General features: G+C 40.2%; 13 protein-coding genes, 26 tRNA genes and 1 rRNA gene. 7 read left to right on the forward strand and 33 right to left on the reverse strand.

The features are described from left to right. Positions 1 to 22 precede the first annotated feature (22 nt). From MKZ14_RS16750 to MKZ14_RS16765, 4 genes are all read right to left on the reverse strand, one after another. Positions 23 to 472: a TraR/DksA C4-type zinc finger protein gene (locus tag MKZ14_RS16750; protein WP_036078497.1), complete on the reverse strand. Its 450-nt coding sequence runs from the start codon at positions 470 to 472 to the stop codon at positions 23 to 25. A gap of 78 nt (positions 473 to 550) precedes the next feature. After that, entirely contained in the window at positions 551 to 1,309 is a 759-nt protein-coding gene (locus tag MKZ14_RS16755) for a MerR family transcriptional regulator (RefSeq protein ID WP_333005391.1), read from the reverse strand. 142 nt (positions 1,310 to 1,451) lie between these two features. Then, positions 1,452 to 2,666 carry a diaminopropionate ammonia-lyase gene (locus MKZ14_RS16760; protein ID WP_333005389.1) on the reverse strand — a complete coding sequence of 405 codons (1,215 nt, stop codon included), beginning with the start codon at positions 2,664 to 2,666 and terminating at the stop codon, positions 1,452 to 1,454. Positions 2,667 to 2,802: 136 nt separating this feature from the next. Further along, the gene (locus MKZ14_RS16765; protein ID WP_036078502.1) at positions 2,803 to 3,798 is read right to left on the reverse strand and encodes an iron-siderophore ABC transporter substrate-binding protein; all 996 of its coding nucleotides are present in this window, start codon (positions 3,796 to 3,798) and stop codon (positions 2,803 to 2,805) included. 144 nt (positions 3,799 to 3,942) lie between these two features. Between MKZ14_RS16765 and MKZ14_RS16770 the strand changes: the two genes are divergently transcribed. The 3 genes from MKZ14_RS16770 to MKZ14_RS16780 are packed head-to-tail and all read left to right on the forward strand — an operon-like array spanning position 3,943 to position 6,809. Beyond that, positions 3,943 to 4,944: an iron ABC transporter permease gene (locus MKZ14_RS16770; protein ID WP_036078504.1), complete on the forward strand. Its 1,002-nt coding sequence runs from the start codon at positions 3,943 to 3,945 to the stop codon at positions 4,942 to 4,944. After that, positions 4,944 to 5,999 carry an iron ABC transporter permease gene (locus tag MKZ14_RS16775; RefSeq protein WP_333005385.1) on the forward strand — a complete coding sequence of 352 codons (1,056 nt, stop codon included), beginning with the start codon at positions 4,944 to 4,946 and terminating at the stop codon, positions 5,997 to 5,999. Before MKZ14_RS16770 ends, MKZ14_RS16775 begins: the two co-directional genes overlap by 1 nt. Before the next feature lie 15 nt (positions 6,000 to 6,014). Further along, the gene (locus MKZ14_RS16780; RefSeq protein ID WP_016992508.1) at positions 6,015 to 6,809 is read left to right on the forward strand and encodes an ABC transporter ATP-binding protein; all 795 of its coding nucleotides are present in this window, start codon (positions 6,015 to 6,017) and stop codon (positions 6,807 to 6,809) included. A 139-nt stretch (positions 6,810 to 6,948) separates the two neighbouring features. Here MKZ14_RS16780 and MKZ14_RS16785 read toward each other — a convergent pair. The 22 genes from MKZ14_RS16785 to MKZ14_RS16890 all read right to left on the reverse strand — a co-directional run bounded on the left by MKZ14_RS16785 (position 6,949) and on the right by MKZ14_RS16890 (position 10,287). Then, positions 6,949 to 7,020 (reverse strand) — tRNA-Glu (locus MKZ14_RS16785). A 1-nt stretch (position 7,021) separates the two neighbouring features. Continuing rightward, positions 7,022 to 7,112: transfer RNA gene (locus MKZ14_RS16790), tRNA-Ser, on the reverse strand. A gap of 11 nt (positions 7,113 to 7,123) precedes the next feature. Next, positions 7,124 to 7,200: transfer RNA gene (locus tag MKZ14_RS16795), tRNA-Asn, on the reverse strand. A 4-nt stretch (positions 7,201 to 7,204) separates the two neighbouring features. Then, positions 7,205 to 7,281: transfer RNA gene (locus tag MKZ14_RS16800), tRNA-Ile, on the reverse strand. Position 7,282: 1 nt separating this feature from the next. Further along, positions 7,283 to 7,356: transfer RNA gene (locus MKZ14_RS16805), tRNA-Gly, on the reverse strand. 5 nt (positions 7,357 to 7,361) lie between these two features. Then, a tRNA-Phe gene (locus MKZ14_RS16810) sits at positions 7,362 to 7,437 on the reverse strand. Positions 7,438 to 7,495: 58 nt separating this feature from the next. Beyond that, positions 7,496 to 7,571 (reverse strand) — tRNA-Asp (locus tag MKZ14_RS16815). A 3-nt stretch (positions 7,572 to 7,574) separates the two neighbouring features. Continuing rightward, a tRNA-Met gene (locus tag MKZ14_RS16820) sits at positions 7,575 to 7,649 on the reverse strand. Positions 7,650 to 7,701: 52 nt separating this feature from the next. Next, a tRNA-Ser gene (locus MKZ14_RS16825) sits at positions 7,702 to 7,794 on the reverse strand. Positions 7,795 to 7,809: 15 nt separating this feature from the next. Further along, a tRNA-Ile gene (locus MKZ14_RS16830) sits at positions 7,810 to 7,886 on the reverse strand. Between the two features lie 7 nt (positions 7,887 to 7,893). Next, positions 7,894 to 7,967, reverse strand: a tRNA-Met gene (locus MKZ14_RS16835). Between the two features lie 28 nt (positions 7,968 to 7,995). Then, a tRNA-Ala gene (locus MKZ14_RS16840) sits at positions 7,996 to 8,071 on the reverse strand. A gap of 14 nt (positions 8,072 to 8,085) precedes the next feature. Then, positions 8,086 to 8,162, reverse strand: a tRNA-Pro gene (locus MKZ14_RS16845). 9 nt (positions 8,163 to 8,171) lie between these two features. Then, positions 8,172 to 8,248: transfer RNA gene (locus MKZ14_RS16850), tRNA-Arg, on the reverse strand. 8 nt (positions 8,249 to 8,256) lie between these two features. Beyond that, positions 8,257 to 8,345 (reverse strand) — tRNA-Leu (locus MKZ14_RS16855). A gap of 5 nt (positions 8,346 to 8,350) precedes the next feature. After that, a tRNA-Gly gene (locus MKZ14_RS16860) sits at positions 8,351 to 8,425 on the reverse strand. A gap of 35 nt (positions 8,426 to 8,460) precedes the next feature. Then, positions 8,461 to 8,545, reverse strand: a tRNA-Leu gene (locus MKZ14_RS16865). Between the two features lie 17 nt (positions 8,546 to 8,562). Further along, positions 8,563 to 8,638, reverse strand: a tRNA-Lys gene (locus tag MKZ14_RS16870). 7 nt (positions 8,639 to 8,645) lie between these two features. Beyond that, a tRNA-Thr gene (locus MKZ14_RS16875) sits at positions 8,646 to 8,721 on the reverse strand. A 3-nt stretch (positions 8,722 to 8,724) separates the two neighbouring features. Next, positions 8,725 to 8,800, reverse strand: a tRNA-Val gene (locus MKZ14_RS16880). Between the two features lie 10 nt (positions 8,801 to 8,810). Then, positions 8,811 to 8,926 (reverse strand): 5S ribosomal RNA (gene rrf, locus MKZ14_RS16885). A gap of 278 nt (positions 8,927 to 9,204) precedes the next feature. Continuing rightward, positions 9,205 to 10,287 carry a cysteine desulfurase family protein gene (locus MKZ14_RS16890; RefSeq protein WP_016995535.1) on the reverse strand — a complete coding sequence of 361 codons (1,083 nt, stop codon included), beginning with the start codon at positions 10,285 to 10,287 and terminating at the stop codon, positions 9,205 to 9,207. An 88-nt stretch (positions 10,288 to 10,375) separates the two neighbouring features. Between MKZ14_RS16890 and nadB the strand changes: the two genes are divergently transcribed. From nadB to nadA, 3 genes are read left to right on the forward strand one after another with little or no spacing between them, the layout of a single operon-like run. Continuing rightward, positions 10,376 to 11,962 carry an L-aspartate oxidase gene (gene nadB, locus MKZ14_RS16895; protein WP_016995534.1) on the forward strand — a complete coding sequence of 529 codons (1,587 nt, stop codon included), beginning with the start codon at positions 10,376 to 10,378 and terminating at the stop codon, positions 11,960 to 11,962. Continuing rightward, positions 11,919 to 12,779, forward strand: a complete 861-nt coding sequence (gene nadC / locus MKZ14_RS16900; RefSeq protein WP_016995533.1) for a carboxylating nicotinate-nucleotide diphosphorylase — start codon at positions 11,919 to 11,921, stop codon at positions 12,777 to 12,779. Before nadB ends, nadC begins: the two co-directional genes overlap by 44 nt. After that, a complete protein-coding gene (nadA, locus tag MKZ14_RS16905) occupies positions 12,766 to 13,869 on the forward strand; it encodes a quinolinate synthase NadA (RefSeq protein ID WP_333006977.1) in 1,104 nt (367 codons plus the stop codon). Before nadC ends, nadA begins: the two co-directional genes overlap by 14 nt. Positions 13,870 to 14,040: 171 nt before the next feature. Here the strand turns inward: nadA and MKZ14_RS16910 are convergent, their stop codons facing one another. Further along, a complete protein-coding gene (locus tag MKZ14_RS16910) occupies positions 14,041 to 15,390 on the reverse strand; it encodes an IS1182 family transposase (RefSeq protein ID WP_339280230.1) in 1,350 nt (449 codons plus the stop codon). A 408-nt stretch (positions 15,391 to 15,798) separates the two neighbouring features. On the opposite strand from MKZ14_RS16910, the gene MKZ14_RS16915 reads away from it, so the two are divergent. Continuing rightward, positions 15,799 to 16,215, forward strand: a complete 417-nt coding sequence (locus MKZ14_RS16915; RefSeq protein WP_036074904.1) for a VOC family protein — start codon at positions 15,799 to 15,801, stop codon at positions 16,213 to 16,215. A gap of 59 nt (positions 16,216 to 16,274) precedes the next feature. On the opposite strand, the gene MKZ14_RS16920 is transcribed toward MKZ14_RS16915, so the two are convergent. The 6 genes from MKZ14_RS16920 to MKZ14_RS16945 all read right to left on the reverse strand — a co-directional run bounded on the left by MKZ14_RS16920 (position 16,275) and on the right by MKZ14_RS16945 (position 16,763). Beyond that, positions 16,275 to 16,346 (reverse strand) — tRNA-Glu (locus MKZ14_RS16920). Between the two features lies 1 nt (position 16,347). Further along, positions 16,348 to 16,438, reverse strand: a tRNA-Ser gene (locus MKZ14_RS16925). Between the two features lie 11 nt (positions 16,439 to 16,449). Further along, positions 16,450 to 16,526: transfer RNA gene (locus MKZ14_RS16930), tRNA-Asn, on the reverse strand. A 4-nt stretch (positions 16,527 to 16,530) separates the two neighbouring features. Further along, a tRNA-Ile gene (locus MKZ14_RS16935) sits at positions 16,531 to 16,607 on the reverse strand. A 1-nt stretch (position 16,608) separates the two neighbouring features. Next, a tRNA-Gly gene (locus MKZ14_RS16940) sits at positions 16,609 to 16,682 on the reverse strand. A gap of 5 nt (positions 16,683 to 16,687) precedes the next feature. Then, positions 16,688 to 16,763 (reverse strand) — tRNA-Phe (locus MKZ14_RS16945). Between the last annotated feature and the right edge of the window lie 9 nt (positions 16,764 to 16,772).

Genomic DNA, 16,772 nt, shown 5'->3' on the forward strand with positions numbered 1-16,772 from the left:
TGCTTCTGCGAGGAAAAACTTACTAAATTTTATCCTGTGGTGTATCAGAAGAGCCGAATTCCTCCAGCTCAATAAAATCATCTGATTTTGGTGTTGAAGAAAGAACATCTTCTTCCACTGGGCGTAAATTGTCTTCTTTCTTTTCTGCATGCTCCACACATGTCAGAGCTTGTGGCATTGCCTCTAAGCGACCAATCGGAATTTCTTTACCACAGACTGCACACTTGCCATATGTACCGTCTGCCATTGCCTGAAGAGCTTCTTTTATTTCTTCAGCATTATCACCACGATGCTCATCGATAGCCATTTCTGTAAGCTGATCCGTTAAATCACTAGCATTGTCAGCTGGATGATTATCATAATTTGATAGTTCTGTCGCTTGTGGTCGCTCTGATTGCTCTATTCGTTGTTCTATTTCTTGTAATTCTTGCTCTAGTTGTCTTTTTAATTGTTGCATTACTTGTTGATTCACAATAATCTCCTCCTCATGCTTTCATTTTTTCCTAATTTACGATTTCTAAAACATGTCAGCATAAGGAAGACCTATCTATTAACTTGTATAAGCTATAATCGCGTCATGTAAAAATTGCGCTGCTCCTGTTTCACCACGCTCATCATAATAAGCTGTAAAACGATCATCAGCAATATACATCTGTGCCAGCCCTGCATGTGCCTCCTTGGAATACTCTTTCCACGTAAAGTTCAGCCAGCGTTTATGCAACTCTGCAACTTCCATTGCAATGTCACTTGTAGGATCTCCAAGTTTCATTGCCTCTGCTAAGCGTTCAAACATTTGCTGTTCTAGCTGTTGCATCGCTTCATATTGTTGCTCCGTCATGTTCATAAGCTTAGCATTGGATGCATCCACTGTTTCATTCCCATATTTCTCACGGATTTCTTTGCCGTACTGCTTTTCGTTATTCTCAATTAACTTTTCTTTAAAGCCTTTAAATTTTTCTTCATTAGACATTGGTTGTTCCTCCTCAATGGATTGTATTGTTTTTTCTATTGTCTGTAAGATCGTTTCCAACTGCTCTTTGCGTTGAAGCAAAGCAGCTCTATGTGTTTTGAGCGCCTCAGCATGCTGAAAGTTTGGTGCTTGAATAATAGCCTGAATTGTCGCTAATTTCATATCCAAAGCACGGTAAAATAAAATCTGCTGCAACATATCGACCTCCCATTGGCCATAAAATCGATAACCTGCCTCATTGGTTCTTGCTGGTTTCAGCAATCCAATTTCATCATAATAACGCAATGTTCTTGTACTAACACCCGATAGTTGAGCAAGCTCCTGAATGGTATATTCCATCTCATCACCTCCACTAATGCTACTGTAAGCTTTGACGCAACGTTAAGGTCAAGAGCAAAATAAAAAAATTTAATTAAACTTAATTATACTTTCAATTCCTTTTACAAAAGTAAAAATAGCAAACTAGTAAATCACTAGTTTGCTATTGATTCGCATATTTCCCATGCCATACTATTTGTTGATAACTCTCTTTATCTGTATCACCCTCTGTATTAATAAACAGCACCCTCGCCTGTTCATTTAGGTGCAAGGCTTGTTTTAATTCTTGATATTGATCATTTACCATTATTTCATAAAAGCAACCAAATGGCGCCGCTCCTGATTCACCTGCTATAATGCGAGTGTCTGTAGCTAAAGGATTTCCTAGAACGCGCATACCTGTTGCTACTATTTCTTCCTCACAGGAGATACTTATTTTTGTGTAGGCTTTTAAGATTTGCCAAGCCTGTGGATTCGGTTCACCACAAGCAAGACCTGCCATTATAGTTTGCATCTCCCCACCAACAGTGACAAATTGATCTGTATTTTTCTTAAAGCTTTCATAATAGCAATTAGCGACATGTGGCTCAACCAAGACAAATGTAATTTCCTGCTCATAGAATTGTTGTAAAAATGCTACAACCGATCCTGCAAAGGACCCAACACCAGCTTGCAAAAATACATGTGTTGGGGCTTGCTGAATCTGTTCAACAATCTCCTGTACAAGGGTTGTGTACCCTTGCATAATCCATAATGGAATTTCTTCATAGCCCTCCCACATTGTATCCTGAATCAATACCCAACCATTTTCTAGTGCAAGCTGTGAGGTATAACGAACAGTATCGTCATAATTCATTGTCGTAATTTCAGCAAAAGCCCCTTCATTTTTAATATGCTGTAGACGCTCAGCCGCGCTGCCAGCTGGCATATATATTCGCGCTTGAAAACCCAGTTCTCTGGCTGCCCATGCCACACCACGACCATGATTACCATCTGTCGTTGAAATAAATGTTAAATTGCCTACTTGCGCTCTTACTTCTGGAGATTTTAACTGATCAAACGATAGCTCCTCTATATTCCTCCCAAGCTTATTGGCAACATATTGCGCAATTGCATAAATACCGCCTAAAACTTTAAAGGCATTTAAACCAAATCGATAAGATTCATCTTTAACGAAGATCTTTTCTACATCCATACATGAAGCAAGTGCATCAAGTTGATGGAGAGGTGTCTTCTCAAATTGATCATATGTACGCTGAAACTGACTAACCCTCTTTACTTGGTCCAGTGAGAAATAGGGAAGTATTGCTGTTGCTTGTTTTACATTGTCTTGCTCTAAATAATGCTGATTATAAACCCACCTTAATTTTTCGTTCATCGATATCCCCCTCAATTTACGGTCAATATCTACATCATAGTCTATCTAACTTTAAAGTACCAGGAGAGTATATATTAGGAAGTAAAAAAAACTATACATTCATCGAACACCGATAAATGTATAGTTTATGAGAAAATTATTTAACAAAGATTTCTTCCACTTGATCTAGCATAATATTCGCAGCTAAAATGCCTCCAGCCGTATTCCAAATGACATCATCCACTTTATGTGCATTGCCTTTTTGGACAGCCGTTAGGTTTTTCCATAGTGGGTCTTGTGTCCACTCTTGTTCAGTTGCTAATGCTGAGTCATCACCTGTTGGCATGTACGTGAAGTAGAAAATAACATCCCCATCCATTTGAGGGATCGCTTCTTTCCCTACTTCAATCGCTAAGTTTCCTAGTTTTGCATTATCTTTAAATAAATCTGCTTGCGCTGCAACACGTTTAAATCCTAAAGCATCAAAAATCACACCTGAGAATGAATCTGTGTAATAGATACGAGATTTATCGGCCATAAAGCGTACAAATGAAACTTCTTGGTTTGTTTGTTCTCCAAGTTCTTCTTTCAGTGCTTGTAGCTTATCTTCGTAAGCTTTTAGCACTTCTTCACCTTTTGTTTCTTGATTTACTGCTTTTGCGTATAATTTAAAATTCTCTTTCCAGTCACCGCGTAATGTATCAGAAAATACAGTTGGAGCAATTTTGCTAAGTTTAGCATAATCTTTTTCTTGTCGTAATTTATTGCCAATGATTAAATCTGGCTTCAAAGAAGCTATTTTTTCGATATTAATTTCATGTTCAATACCGACAACCTCCACACCTTCCATTTGATCCTTAATGTGATCATACCATGGATCGCCTGTCCAAGATTGTACCGCACCTACTGGTTTAATACCTAGAGCTAATAATGCTTCTGTTCCCTCATTAGTTAAAACAACAATACGTTTTGGTGTGTCTTTTACTTCAGTTGTCCCCATTGCATGGTCAACACTGTAAGCATTGCTTTCTTTTGTACTTTCTTCTTTGGTATTATCCTTAGAATTACCGCAAGCTGCCAGAACAAAAATAGCAACCACAGCCAGCAAAACTAATAGTTTTTGAAATGCTTTTTGCACCTTTTCTTCCTCCATTGTATATGATAAAATGTTTAAGCATATTAGACGAGAATGAAAATCACTTTCATTTGTCTAAGAACGATATTAATCGTATTGGATGTATCTATCAATGTCAATAACTAATTTAATAATTTCCCAAGAAAAGAGTACACGTTAAATATGATATTACAAAATAATTATTCCAAGATGATTGCTTTATTAGTAGGAGTTATACTATTACTTCTTTGTATGGGGATCAGTATTGTGTACGGTTATGCAAATACCTCTATTCAAACTACGTATGAATCTTTTAAACAATTTAACAATTCAAATGAGCATCTTATTATTCAAAATGTTCGAATTCCAAGAGCTCTTATAGCCAGTTGCGTTGGTGCTTCGTTAGCCATTACAGGCGTGCTTATGCAGACCTTAACGAAAAATCCATTAGCCTCTCCTGGAATTTTGGGCATTAATGCAGGAGCAGGCTTTGCTGTTGTTTTTGCTATGATTTTTTTCCACATTTCAAGCTTGCAATCTTTTGCATGGATTGCATTTCTTGGTGCAGCAATCGCTGCATTATCCGTTTATGGGATTAGTTTCTCAGGTAGAGATGCTGTTACTCCAGTAAAAATAACTTTAGCTGGTGCTGCCATTAGTGCCCTATTTGCATCATTTACACAAGGTTTACTCGCTACAAATGAAGCAGAGCTTGATCAAGTTTTGTTTTGGTTAGCAGGCTCTGTACAAGGTAGAAAACTTGAAATTCTACTTTCTGTTCTACCTTATTTAGTAATTGGATGGATTGCTGCTCTCATCATTTCCCCTAAAATGAATATTCTCGCTCTAGGTGATGATGTAGCAAGAGGTCTTGGTTTACGTTTAGGACTTATGAAGATATTAGTAGGTCTTATTGTTATTTTTTTAGCTGGTGGAGCAGTTGCAATTGCTGGCCCCATTGGTTTTATAGGGATTGTCGTTCCCCATTTTGCGCGCAAGTTTGTCGGCACCGATCATCGATGGCTTATTCCTATGGCTGCTTTACTTGGGGGGATCCTTTTATTGCTTGCTGATGTTGCGGCTCGTTATATTATCATGCCTCAAGAAGTTCCAGTAGGAGTCATGACAGCTATGATTGGCACACCATTCTTTATTTACCTTGCGCGAAAAGGTGGAAAAAAATAATGAAACATGTAAAAACAATTCGTCTACTTCAACAAAAAATTTCATTTTTATTAGATGTACAAGCTATAAAAAAATTAATAGTGATTTGCCTACTAGCTCTTGCTGTTTTCTTTCTTAGTGCATCATTTGGTGATTCATTCATCAATCCATTAAAAGTTTTACAAGCTTTTTTTGGTTACGGCTCAGATTTTGATCAACTGATCATTATTGATTTTCGAATGCCTCGAATTTTCATGGCTTTGTTTGCTGGAATGGCATTAGCCGTAGCAGGTGCAGTTTTACAAGGAATCATTAAAAATCCACTTGCCTCACCTGATATAATCGGCATATCTGCTGGTGGTGGGGCAGCGGTTGTTGGTTTCTTAGCCATTTTCAGTGATTCCAATCACTCTTTAACTGTTAGTATAGAATGGTTGCCATTAGCAGGATTTACAGGGGCTACTATCGTCGGATGTATAGTTTACCTATTTGCTTGGAAAGATGGTGTCACACCACATCGTCTTGTCTTAATTGGTATTAGCGTGTCGGCATTCATGCAAGCAATTACTACAATGCTAATGATTATCGGCCCAATTTATCAAGCAAGTGAAGCGAATAAGTGGATTACGGGGAGTGTCAAAAGTGCAGATTGGGATCAAGTACAAATCGTTGTTCCTTTGATCATCATGCTTCTACTTATCACTTTATTTATTACACGACAGTTAAATGTTCAAGAATTAGGTGATGATACAGCATCAAGCCTAGGGCAATCTGTCCAAAAAACACGCCTTTATTTAATTCTATTATGTTCCAGTCTTGTAGCGAGTGCTATAGCATTTGCTGGCGCCATTGGGTTTGTAGGATTAATGGCTCCTCATATTGCACGACGCATCGTTGGTTCATCATTCGGGGTACTTATTCCAGCATCCGCAGCAATTGGTGCATTACTTGTAATGGTTGCAGATATTATAGGTCGCACAGCATTTAGCCCATTAGAAGTACCCGCAGGCGTCTTTACTGCTGCCATCGGTGCACCTTATTTTATCTATTTATTATTTAGAAACCCAAATAAATAAAGGAGTCTATACTACATGACTGAATCTTTATTAACCAAATCCCTAACATTAAGTTATGGTGATTTCAATATTATCGAAGATCTCAATTTATCTATTCCTTTGAATGAAATTACTGTATTAATTGGAGCGAATGGCTGTGGTAAATCCACACTCTTGCGCTCCATTGCTCGATTATTAAAACCTAAAAAAGGCTCCGTTTTATTAAATGGTGAGGATATTTTTAAATTATCAACTAAGCAAGTGGCTAAAAACCTCTCTATTCTTCCCCAATCTCCTGTTGCACCAGAAGGCTTAACTGTCTTACAACTTGTAAAACAAGGCCGCTATCCTTACCAAAATTGGCGTCAACAATGGACTGAAAAGGATGAAGAAATCGTTTTAAACGCTTTAAAAGCTACAGGTACCGAGCATTTACAAGATAGACCAGTGGATGAGCTATCAGGAGGACAACGTCAACGTGCTTGGATTGCTATGACACTTGCTCAAGATACAGATATCATTCTTTTAGACGAGCCTACGACATACTTAGATTTAACCCATCAAATAGACGTATTAGATTTACTATATGACTTAAACCAACAGCAAAAGCGAACAATTATTATGGTATTGCATGATATTAATCTTGCATGTCGCTATGCCGATCATATTATTACAGTGCGTGACCGCGGTGTCTATCGTCAAGGGAAACCAGAAGAAATTATGACAACTGATTTAGTTAGTCATGTGTTTGACCTTGATTGCCAAATGAAGGCAGATCCCATATTTGGTACACCTCTTTGCATTCCATATGGAAAAGGACGAAAAATTTAATCGCTAATTTGAAAAACAACAAGCCTACACAGAATGATTAATCTGTGTAGGCTTTCATTTAATAGAGGTATGTTATTAATCTAAGTATCCAGTAAATTAAAAAGTGCAGTAGATGTAAATTCATCTACTGCACTTAGTATGACCCGTACGGGATTCGAACCCGTGTTACCGCCGTGAAAGGGCGGTGTCTTAACCACTTGACCAACGGGCCATGGCGGAGAAGGAGGGATTTGAACCCTCGCGCCGGTTACCCGACCTACACCCTTAGCAGGGGCGCCTCTTCAGCCTCTTGAGTACTTCCCCAAAATAAAAAATGGCTCCGAAGGCAGGACTCGAACCTGCGACAACCTGATTAACAGTCAGGTGCTACTACCAACTGAGCTACTTCGGAATAATGGTGGGCCTAAATGGACTCGAACCATCGACCTCACGCTTATCAGGCGTGCGCTCTAACCAGCTGAGCTATAGGCCCTTGGAGCGGGTGATGGGAATCGAACCCACGACATCAGCTTGGAAGGCTGAGGTTTTACCATTAAACTACACCCGCATAAATGGTGGGTCAGGACGGAATCGAACCGCCGACACTTAGAGCTTCAATCTAATGCTCTACCAACTGAGCTACTGACCCATTTCGTCCATGCTAAGCTTACTCACTCTTTTGCTTCTCATGACTTTGATTTTAAAAATGGCGGTCCCGACCGGGATCGAACCGGCGATCTCCTGCGTGACAGGCAGGCATGTTAACCGCTACACCACGGGACCTTTTGGTTGCGGGGGCCGGATTTGAACCAACGACCTTCGGGTTATGAGCCCGACGAGCTACCACTGCTCCACCCCGCGATAATTTTATATGTTTCGAGTTTTTAAAGCACCATTTATAAAAATTTAAAACTGGAGGAGGTAGAGGGATTCGAACCCCCGCGCGGTGTTACCCGCCTGTCGGTTTTCAAGACCGATCCCTTCAGCCAGACTTGGGTATACCTCCGTTACAATATATAAATGGTGGACCTTGCAGGACTCGAACCTGCGACCGGACGGTTATGAGCCGTCTGCTCTAACCAACTGAGCTAAAGGTCCTTTAAGATGGCGGCAGAGGGGATCGAACCCCCGACCTTACGGGTATGAACCGTACGCTCTAGCCAGCTGAGCTACGCCGCCAGGATCTTTATACTGGTTAATTTACTTATGGTGGAGCCTAGCGGGATCGAACCGCTGACCTCCTGCGTGCAAGGCAGGCGCTCTCCCAGCTGAGCTAAGGCCCCATAATTTTTGGAAATGGTCGGGAAGACAGGATTCGAACCTGCGACCCCTTGGTCCCAAACCAAGTGCTCTACCAAGCTGAGCTACTTCCCGTTGTTCTTTTGGCGCGCCCGACAGGAGTCGAACCCATAACCTTCTGATCCGTAGTCAGACGCTCTATCCAATTGAGCTACGGGCGCATTTAAAATGGTGCCGAGGACCGGAATCGAACCGGTACGGTAGTCACCTACCGCAGGATTTTAAGTCCTGTGCGTCTGCCAGTTCCGCCACCCCGGCACATTTGGAGCGGAAGACGAGGTTCGAACTCGCGACCCCCACCTTGGCAAGGTGGTGTTCTACCACTGAACTACTTCCGCATGTGCATAAGTTTTTTATCTGGCAATGAAAATAATGGTGCGGGTGAAGGGAGTCGAACCCCCACGCCTTGCGGCGCTAGATCCTAAGTCTAGTGCGTCTGCCAATTCCGCCACACCCGCTTATTATTATTTCTAAATGGTGAGCCATGAAGGACTCGAACCTTCGACCCTCTGATTAAAAGTCAGATGCTCTACCAACTGAGCTAATGGCTCGAAAAAATGGTGCCGGCTATAGGAATCGAACCCACGACCTACTGATTACAAGTCAGTTGCTCTACCTGCTGAGCTAAACCGGCATATGGTGGAGGATGACGGGCTCGAACCGCCGACCCTCTGCTTGTAAGGCAGATGCTCTCCCAGCTGAGCTAATCCTCCTGGGTTTTATGCCTAGCGACGTCCTACTCTCACAGGGGGAAGCCCCCAACTACCATCGGCGCTAAAGAGCTTAACTTCCGTGTTCGGTATGGGAACGGGTGTGACCTCTTTGCCATCATCACTAGACTTTGTTATGTATCTTGTTTTGAAGTTGTTTACCTGTCCTTCAAGACAAGAATTATTGTATAACGTTTTCTAACATTGTGCAATACTTTTTTATAAAAAAAAGAAATTATTACTTTTAAAAGATATTTTTGTTAAGTAAGAGAAAATATTGCCCTGCAAAATATTATAGCAATTGTTGATTCAAAAGAAAACATTTATTTTATTTCACCTATATTCTTAGCTTATAATCTATTTCAAAACAAGTGAAGAATATAGATAATCCTTCACTCGTCCTCTCATTAAATATTTGCAAGCTCTCTTTTTAATTTTGCAATATCATCAAGTGTAGTAGAAGGACCAAAAGATATTCTAAAAAATTGGCGTGCCGCTTCAAAAGAAAAACCCATTGATAGAATGGCCTTTGTTCCAGATTCACTATGAATATCACATGCACTACCTGTAGAGATACAGATTCCCGCCTCATTTAACTTTAAAAGAACATATTGCCCCTCTACTTTCTCCATCATTACCCCACAAATATTAGGTAGTTGCTGTTTACACTCAACGATCTGACATGTTTCAGGTAAATTATTTTCGAAATAATTTCTTAAAGTTTCATAATGTTGCAATTCATATTGATAGTTTTCAATTGCCGCCGCAAAGGCCACGATTGCAGGAGTATCTAATGTCCCTCCTCTGAGCCCCCTCTCATGTGTCACACCTGGTGTTAATGCAGGTACTCGGATTGCGGGGTTAATATATATGGCCCCACATCCCTTTGGCCCACCTATTTTATGAGCCGAGATGGTAATTGCATCTGCTCCTTTTGGTATAGCTAGTTTGCCAAATGATTGTACACAATCAACATGACAGAAAATATTTGATTTTCTTGCTATCTCTACGATTTTCTCCACGGGCAGGATAGAACCAATTTCAGAATTGACATGTTGAATGGTAATTAAAGCAGTATCTTCACGGATTGCTTGTTGCAATTGCCTCAGATCAACGCAGCCATCCCTCTGCAAAGGTAATTTTGTTACAGTAAAGCCCTTTTTCTCAAGTGTATTCAAAGCTGCGTGCACTGAGGTATGCTCAGCTTGGGATGAAATAATGTGTTTTCCTTTTTTTGAGGCTAGCGCTAACGACAAGATGGCTATTAGATTTCCTTCTGTGCCACTACCCGTAAAAATTACGCCATCACTACGTACACCGAGGGCATGGGCTACAACCTCTCTTGAATGCTGGACAAAATAAAGGGCTTGTCCCCCTAGATCATGCAAGCTTGCACTATTTCCATAATAACGTTGTGCTACCTCTACATATGCCTCAAGAGATTCTCTCATCATAGGTGACGTTGCAGCATAATCCATATAAATCATCATCTTCTTCCTCTCTTGTTCATCGGGTCTTGTTTTCTTTTTTATTTTATGTAAAGATAGGTGTCAAGACAACTGTAAAGAAGGTATAACTATGGATGTAAAGACAGACGTCCTTATAATTGGTAGTGGCATTGCTGCACTTCAAGCTGCTTTACTGCTTGAAGAACATTTTCAAATACAAATTGTTACAAAATCATCTATATATATGAGTAGTTCTTATCGTGCACAAGGTGGTATTGCTGCTGTTATAAGTGAGGAGGATCATATTCAACACCATATGGCTGATACATTAAAAGCTGGAGAGTATCACCATGAGAAAAGGCATGTTAAAACACTTATTAAAGATGGCACGGAGATTATGCAAAACTATCTAAAGAATGGCCTCCCTGTTGATCGGCAGGTCGATGGAAAACCTGCTCTAGGACTTGAAGGAGCACATAGTCATCATCGTATTCTACATGCAGGTGGTGATCGTACTGGTCAGATTTTCATAGATTACTTGCTTCATAAACTCTCACCCAAAACAAAGATCAATTGCTATGAAATGGCTTATGAGCTTTTACAGAATACAGATGGTGACTGTGTAGGAGTACTAACTAAAGGAGAAAAAGGTACAAAACGTTACTTGGCTCATCATGTTATTTTAGCGACAGGTGGTGCAGGTGCCCTTTATTCAAGCACATCTAATTTTCCAACCAATACAGGCGATGGGATCGCATTAGCATTTCGAGCAGGCGCTGCCATTAGTGATATGGAATTTATGCAATTTCACCCGAGTCTTCTGTGGTGTAAAAATGAAGCAAAGGGATTAGTTTCTGAAGCTGTCAGAGGGGCTGGGGGTATTTTTGTGAACGCTCAGCATCAGCCCATTATGACAGGTTTACATGCTCAACTTGACCTAGCACCAAGACATATTACGGCACTTGCCCTATTTACAAAACGTGCAGCTGGTGAAGAAACGTTTATTGATATCACTAACATTCAAGACTTTGAAGCAAAATTTCCAACAATTACTCAGCTGTGCCATGATAATCATGTTCATTTACAGGATGGCCTAATCCCCGTGGCTCCAGGAAGTCATTTCTTGATGGGTGGTGTTATTGCTGATGACAAAGGAAGAACTACTATACCTAACCTATATGCAGTCGGTGAGGTTGCCTGTACAGGCGTACATGGAGCAAATCGTTTAGCAAGTAACTCACTATTGGAAGGTATTACATTTGGTCAAAAAATGGCACAATTCATCATTCAAAAAGGGTGTCATCAAAAAAATTTTTTACTTGAAAACCCTCATTGTACTGATAAAATGCCATCTTTATTTAGCAAACCACAATTACAGCAACACATGATGCAGTTTCTAGGTATTGTTAGAAATATTGATGACTTGCAGCATTTTGTTCAGCAATTGCCCTCCTTGCAATCACTTCTTCACGTTAATTTAAATGGTCTCGAACTAGCTGAGTTGGAATTATTTATGATGCATGAAGTCGCCACATTAATGGCACATGCAGCAATTACGCGAACGGAAACACGAGGAGCTCATATTCGGACGGATAAACCCGAAATGGAAGCACAATGGGCAAGCCGATGGATTATTTTTTCGCAAGGACAAATGAAAGTGAGGAACTCATTGTATGAATATCATCAAACTCGAGGAAATGCTCAAACAATTTTTTAATGAGGATTTAGGAGATGGGGATTTATCGAGTGAATTTATCTTTTCAGCCGATCAACTAGGATCTTTTTCTTTTTACGCGAAAGAAAGCGGAATTTTTTGCGGGGCACTCATTATTGAGCATGGCTTTCTCTTACTCGATCGATCAATCGAAGTCAACCTTCATAAAAAAGATGGAGAGATGGTTAAGTCAGGTGATGTGCTTGCTGTGATTAAAGGTCCCTTACAAAAGTTATTAATAGGTGAGCGTGTCATTTTAAATCTTATTCAACGAATGTCTGCTATTGCAACGGCGACCAATCGTGCCGTTCAAGAAACAGTAGGTACTCATGCAAAAATATGTGATACCCGTAAAACAATACCAGGACTGCGTATGTTAGATAAATATGCTGTTCGAATTGGTGGTGCTTTTAATCATCGTAATGGCCTGTATGACGCAATTATGCTAAAGGATAATCATATTGCCTTTGCTGGTAGCATAGCTAACGCAGTTCAAGCCGCTAGAGCGAAAGTCGGTCATACCGTAAAAATTGAAGTTGAAATTGAAACAAAAGAACAGTTAGAAGAAGCTATCAAGGCAGGAGCAGATATTATAATGTTTGATAACCGTAGCCCAGAAGAAATCCGTGCATGGCTTCCCATTGTTCCACCAACTATTGCGACTGAAGCATCTGGGGGCATCACACTTGAAAATTTAAAGGCATATGCCCAATCAGGTATTCAATGGATTTCACTTGGCTCCCTAACACATTCAGTTAAAGCTTTTGATATTAGTGCACTCGTTCAAATGAAAGGAGATCATTCCCTTGTCCATCACTAGTTTATTACAACAGACGTCATTACTTCCAGAGCATTATCGGGCACTATCTGTAAAGGAAATGGAATCTCGTATTTTATCAATAAAGAAAAAATTAGGGCCTAAATTATTTATTCCTGGGCACCATTATCAAAAAGATGAAGTCATTCAATTTGCAGATGCAACCGGGGATTCTTTACAGTTAGCTCAATTATCTGCAGCAAATAAGGAAGCTGAACACATCGTATTTTGCGGTGTGCATTTTATGGCAGAGACTGCTGATATGCTGACAACGAAACAGCAACATGTCTATTTACCAGATATGCGCGCTGGTTGTTCAATGGCTGATATGGCTGATATTTATCAAACAGAACAAGCATGGCCAATTCTTCAAGAACTCTTTGGTGATACGATTATTCCTCTAACCTATGTTAATTCAACTGCGGCTATTAAAGCCTTTACCGGAAGACATGGTGGTGCTTGTGTCACTTCATCGAATGCAAAGGAACTTGTTCAATGGGCTTTTACCCAAAAACAGCGGATCTTCTTTTTACCTGACCAACATTTAGGAAGAAATACTGCCTATGATTTAGGTATACCTCTTGAAAATATGGCTGTTTGGAATCCACATAAGAACATGCTCGAAACAAAAGAGCCTCTTGAAAATATTCAGGTTATACTTTGGAAGGGTCACTGCTCTGTGCACGAAGGTTTTACCGTTCAACATACAGAGGTTATTCGTAAAAAACACCCAACTATGAGCATTATCGTTCACCCTGAATGCAGCCGTGAAGTGGTAGCAGCAGCTGATGATGCAGGCTCCACAAAATACATTATTGATACAATCAATCGAGCTCCAAGCGGATCTGCATGGGCAATTGGAACAGAAATGAACCTTGTCAATCGCATTATTAAGCAGCATCCTGATAAACATATTGTCTCCTTAAATGAAAACTTTTGTCCTTGTTTAACAATGAATCGCATCGACCTTCCGCATTTGTTATGGAGCTTAGAAAGTATCGAGCAAGGGCAACCTCATAACCGTATACAAGTAGATGAACATACTACTACTGAAGCTCTTAGCTCACTTGAAAGAATGCTAGCCAGAGGATAAATAGTTAAACTTTTTAAACAGAAAGGTTATAAGATATAACCTTTCAGACTGTAGACAAAAGCCATCGAGAGGTTCACTCTCGATGGCTTTTGTCATTTTTCTTCCTATTTCTTTTTTAGATTTGGTCCTATACAACCAAATCTAGCATACTCTTAGAGCATAGTTGCTCTCTTAAGCTACTTGCCACGTCCAAGTAGCCAGTTTCTTTAAATTCATGGCAGCAAAAGTAAGCATCGCCTGCATGGACAATTTTTTTAGACCTCTTAAGGTTGTCCATCGCATACCATGCTTTTCTTTTGCATCTGCAAAGATACGCTCAATCGTTTCTTTGCGCTTTGCATAGATTTGTTTGATGTCATTGGAATGGCGTAAATGTTCTGCTTCCTCTACATACGATTCCCAAATATGACGTTGAATGAGTTTTTGATGTTGCTTACTTTCTGTACATTGGGATAGGCTCGGACACTTCGCACAAATCAAAGGATTCGATTTATATTGACGATACCCTTCTTTAGTCGTTGTCGCATACTTCAATATCTGCCCTTGTGGGCAAAGATAACAATTATAGTGCTCATCATATATATACTCATGTTTTCGGAAGAATCCATCTTTCGTTTTAGGACGTGTATAAGGAAGAACAGGCAACATTTGATTCTCTAATAAAAAGTTTGTAATTGCGGGTGTTTTATAGGCTGCATCTGCCGCAACAGCTAATGGTTTTTGAACGTTTTCAATGACTTTTTCCACAAGTGGCTGTAATACATGACTATCGTGCACATTTCCCGGAGTTACAATGGCACCCAAGACAAAGCCCTTTTCATCTGTCGCTGCATGAAAAGAATACGCAAACTGTTTCGTACGTTCATCCTTCACGTAATAGCCACTTTCAGGATCTGTCGTGCTTTCCTTTATTTCTTTCCATTCTTCCTTTTCAAACTTCTCCGGGGGAAAGGGCTTTTTTCCGTGTTCCTCACGATCCATATTTAACTCTAATTGAAGTTTCTCTTCATAAGCCCGTGTTTCTTTTCGCACAACTTTTTTATCATACTTTCGTTTATTCGCACTCGCTTTCACATGCGTAGAATCGATAAATAAATGGTCTGCATGGAGGAGTCCTTGATGCATAATCTCTTTTAATATACGATAGAATATCTGCTCAAATATATCAGTGTCTTGAAAGCGACGGACATAATTTTTACCGAAGGTAGAGAAATGCGGGACTTCTGTATGGAAGCCAAATCCTAAAAACCAACGATACGCCATATTCGTTTCAATTTCTTTGATGGTTTGACGCATGGACCGTATACCAAAAACGTACTGAATAAACGTCATTTTAAAGAGAACAACAGGATCAATACTAGGGCGTCCTTTAGCAGAGTAGAGGTTTTCTACTAAAGGATAGATAAATGAAAAATCAATAGCCGCCTCTAGTTTTCGTACTAAATGATCTTGGGGAACTAATTGATCAATCGTTAGCATTTCTAATTGTTCACGTTCATTGATTTGATTTTTCGTCATCATGGTTAATCACCTCGAAAGTGTACTTTTTATCAATAGATGAATAAGGAATTCTTTATGTAGAAGTTGATTGGAACGAAGGGTGGCGACTCCTGCTGGAAAAGCGGGAAAGTCGAGATCCTGGACTGAGCGAAGCGAGGGAAGCAGCTCGACCCCGCCCGCGGAAAACGTCCGCCCGTAGTGGAAATCAACGGCTTTACTTTATTTTATTGTAAAAGAAAAAAGACTGTAGGCAAACTCAAAATTCATTGAGTTTGTCTACAGTCTGAAAGGTTATAAGATATAACCTTTCTGTTTTTGTTGATATAACACCCGCTTTCAATAGTGCTAATGGCTTCCATTTTCGTCTGCATTGCTATAATTGACAAGCCTTTATGCCCCATGATACTGTCAATTTGGAGGTGATACTAAATGGCTTTTCAATCGAAAAATATCTTTATCAATTTACCAGTAAAAGATCTAAACAAATCCATTCGTTTTTTTAAGGAATTGGGTTTTGAGTTCAATCAACAATTTAGTGATGAAACAACAGCCTCAATGATTATTAATGAGAATATCTTTGTTTTGATAATGGTTGAAGAACGATTTAAAGGATTTAGTAAGAAAGAAATTACAGATACTACTACTTCTGCAGAAGCAATCTTATGTCTTTCTGCCGAAAATCGAGAACAAGTAGATCAATTAGTGAATAAGGCACTTGCCTCTGGTGGTAAACCTTATAGTGAACCACAAGATCATGGATTTATGTATGGTTGGGGCTTTCAGGATGTAGACGGGCACATCTGGGAAGTAGTTTATATGGATGAAAATGCATTGAATCAAGAGTAAATTTTGTATCTATGAATATAAAAAAACAGTAGATGCATTTGCATCTACTGTTTTTAGTATGACCCGTACGGGATTCGAACCCGTGTTACCGCCGTGAAAGGGCGGTGTCTTAACCACTTGACCAACGGGCCATGGCGGAGAAGGAGGGATTTGAACCCTCGCGCCGGTTACCCGACCTACACCCTTAGCAGGGGCGCCTCTTCAGCCTCTTGAGTACTTCCCCAAAATAAAAAATGGCTCCGAAGGCAGGACTCGAACCTGCGACAACCTGATTAACAGTCAGGTGCTACTACCAACTGAGCTACTTCGGAATAATGGTGGGCCTAAATGGACTCGAACCATCGACCTCACGCTTATCAGGCGTGCGCTCTAACCAGCTGAGCTATAGGCCCTTGGAGCGGGTGATGGGAATCGAACCCACGACATCAGCTTGGAAGGCTGAGGTTTTACCATTAAACTACACCCGCATAAATGGTGGGTCAGGACGGAATCGAACCGCCGACACTTAGAGCTTCAATCTAATGCTCTACCAACTGAGCTACTGACCCATTTCGTCC

Source organism: Lysinibacillus sp. FSL P2-0066 (assembly GCF_037969495.1).
In the GTDB taxonomy this organism is placed as follows: Bacteria; Bacillota; Bacilli; order Bacillales_A; family Planococcaceae; genus Lysinibacillus; species Lysinibacillus boronitolerans.

Bases quoted from the DNA above. Each gene is read 5' to 3' on its own strand.
- MKZ14_RS16755 (WP_333005391.1), bottom strand. From the start codon at position 1,309: ATGGAATATACCATTCAGGAGCTTGCTCAACTATCGGGTGTTAGTACA.
- MKZ14_RS16760 (WP_333005389.1), bottom strand. From the start codon at position 2,666: ATGAACGAAAAATTAAGGTGGGTTTATAATCAGCATTATTTAGAGCAA.
- MKZ14_RS16765 (WP_036078502.1), bottom strand. From the start codon at position 3,798: ATGGAGGAAGAAAAGGTGCAAAAAGCATTTCAAAAACTATTAGTTTTG.
- MKZ14_RS16770 (WP_036078504.1), top strand. From the start codon at position 3,943: ATGATATTACAAAATAATTATTCCAAGATGATTGCTTTATTAGTAGGA.
- MKZ14_RS16775 (WP_333005385.1), top strand. From the start codon at position 4,944: ATGAAACATGTAAAAACAATTCGTCTACTTCAACAAAAAATTTCATTT.
- MKZ14_RS16780 (WP_016992508.1), top strand. From the start codon at position 6,015: ATGACTGAATCTTTATTAACCAAATCCCTAACATTAAGTTATGGTGAT.
- MKZ14_RS16890 (WP_016995535.1), bottom strand. From the start codon at position 10,287: ATGATGATTTATATGGATTATGCTGCAACGTCACCTATGATGAGAGAA.
- nadB (WP_016995534.1), top strand. From the start codon at position 10,376: ATGGATGTAAAGACAGACGTCCTTATAATTGGTAGTGGCATTGCTGCA.
- nadC (WP_016995533.1), top strand. From the start codon at position 11,919: ATGAATATCATCAAACTCGAGGAAATGCTCAAACAATTTTTTAATGAG.
- MKZ14_RS16910 (WP_339280230.1), bottom strand. From the start codon at position 15,390: ATGATGACGAAAAATCAAATCAATGAACGTGAACAATTAGAAATGCTA.
- MKZ14_RS16915 (WP_036074904.1), top strand. From the start codon at position 15,799: ATGGCTTTTCAATCGAAAAATATCTTTATCAATTTACCAGTAAAAGAT.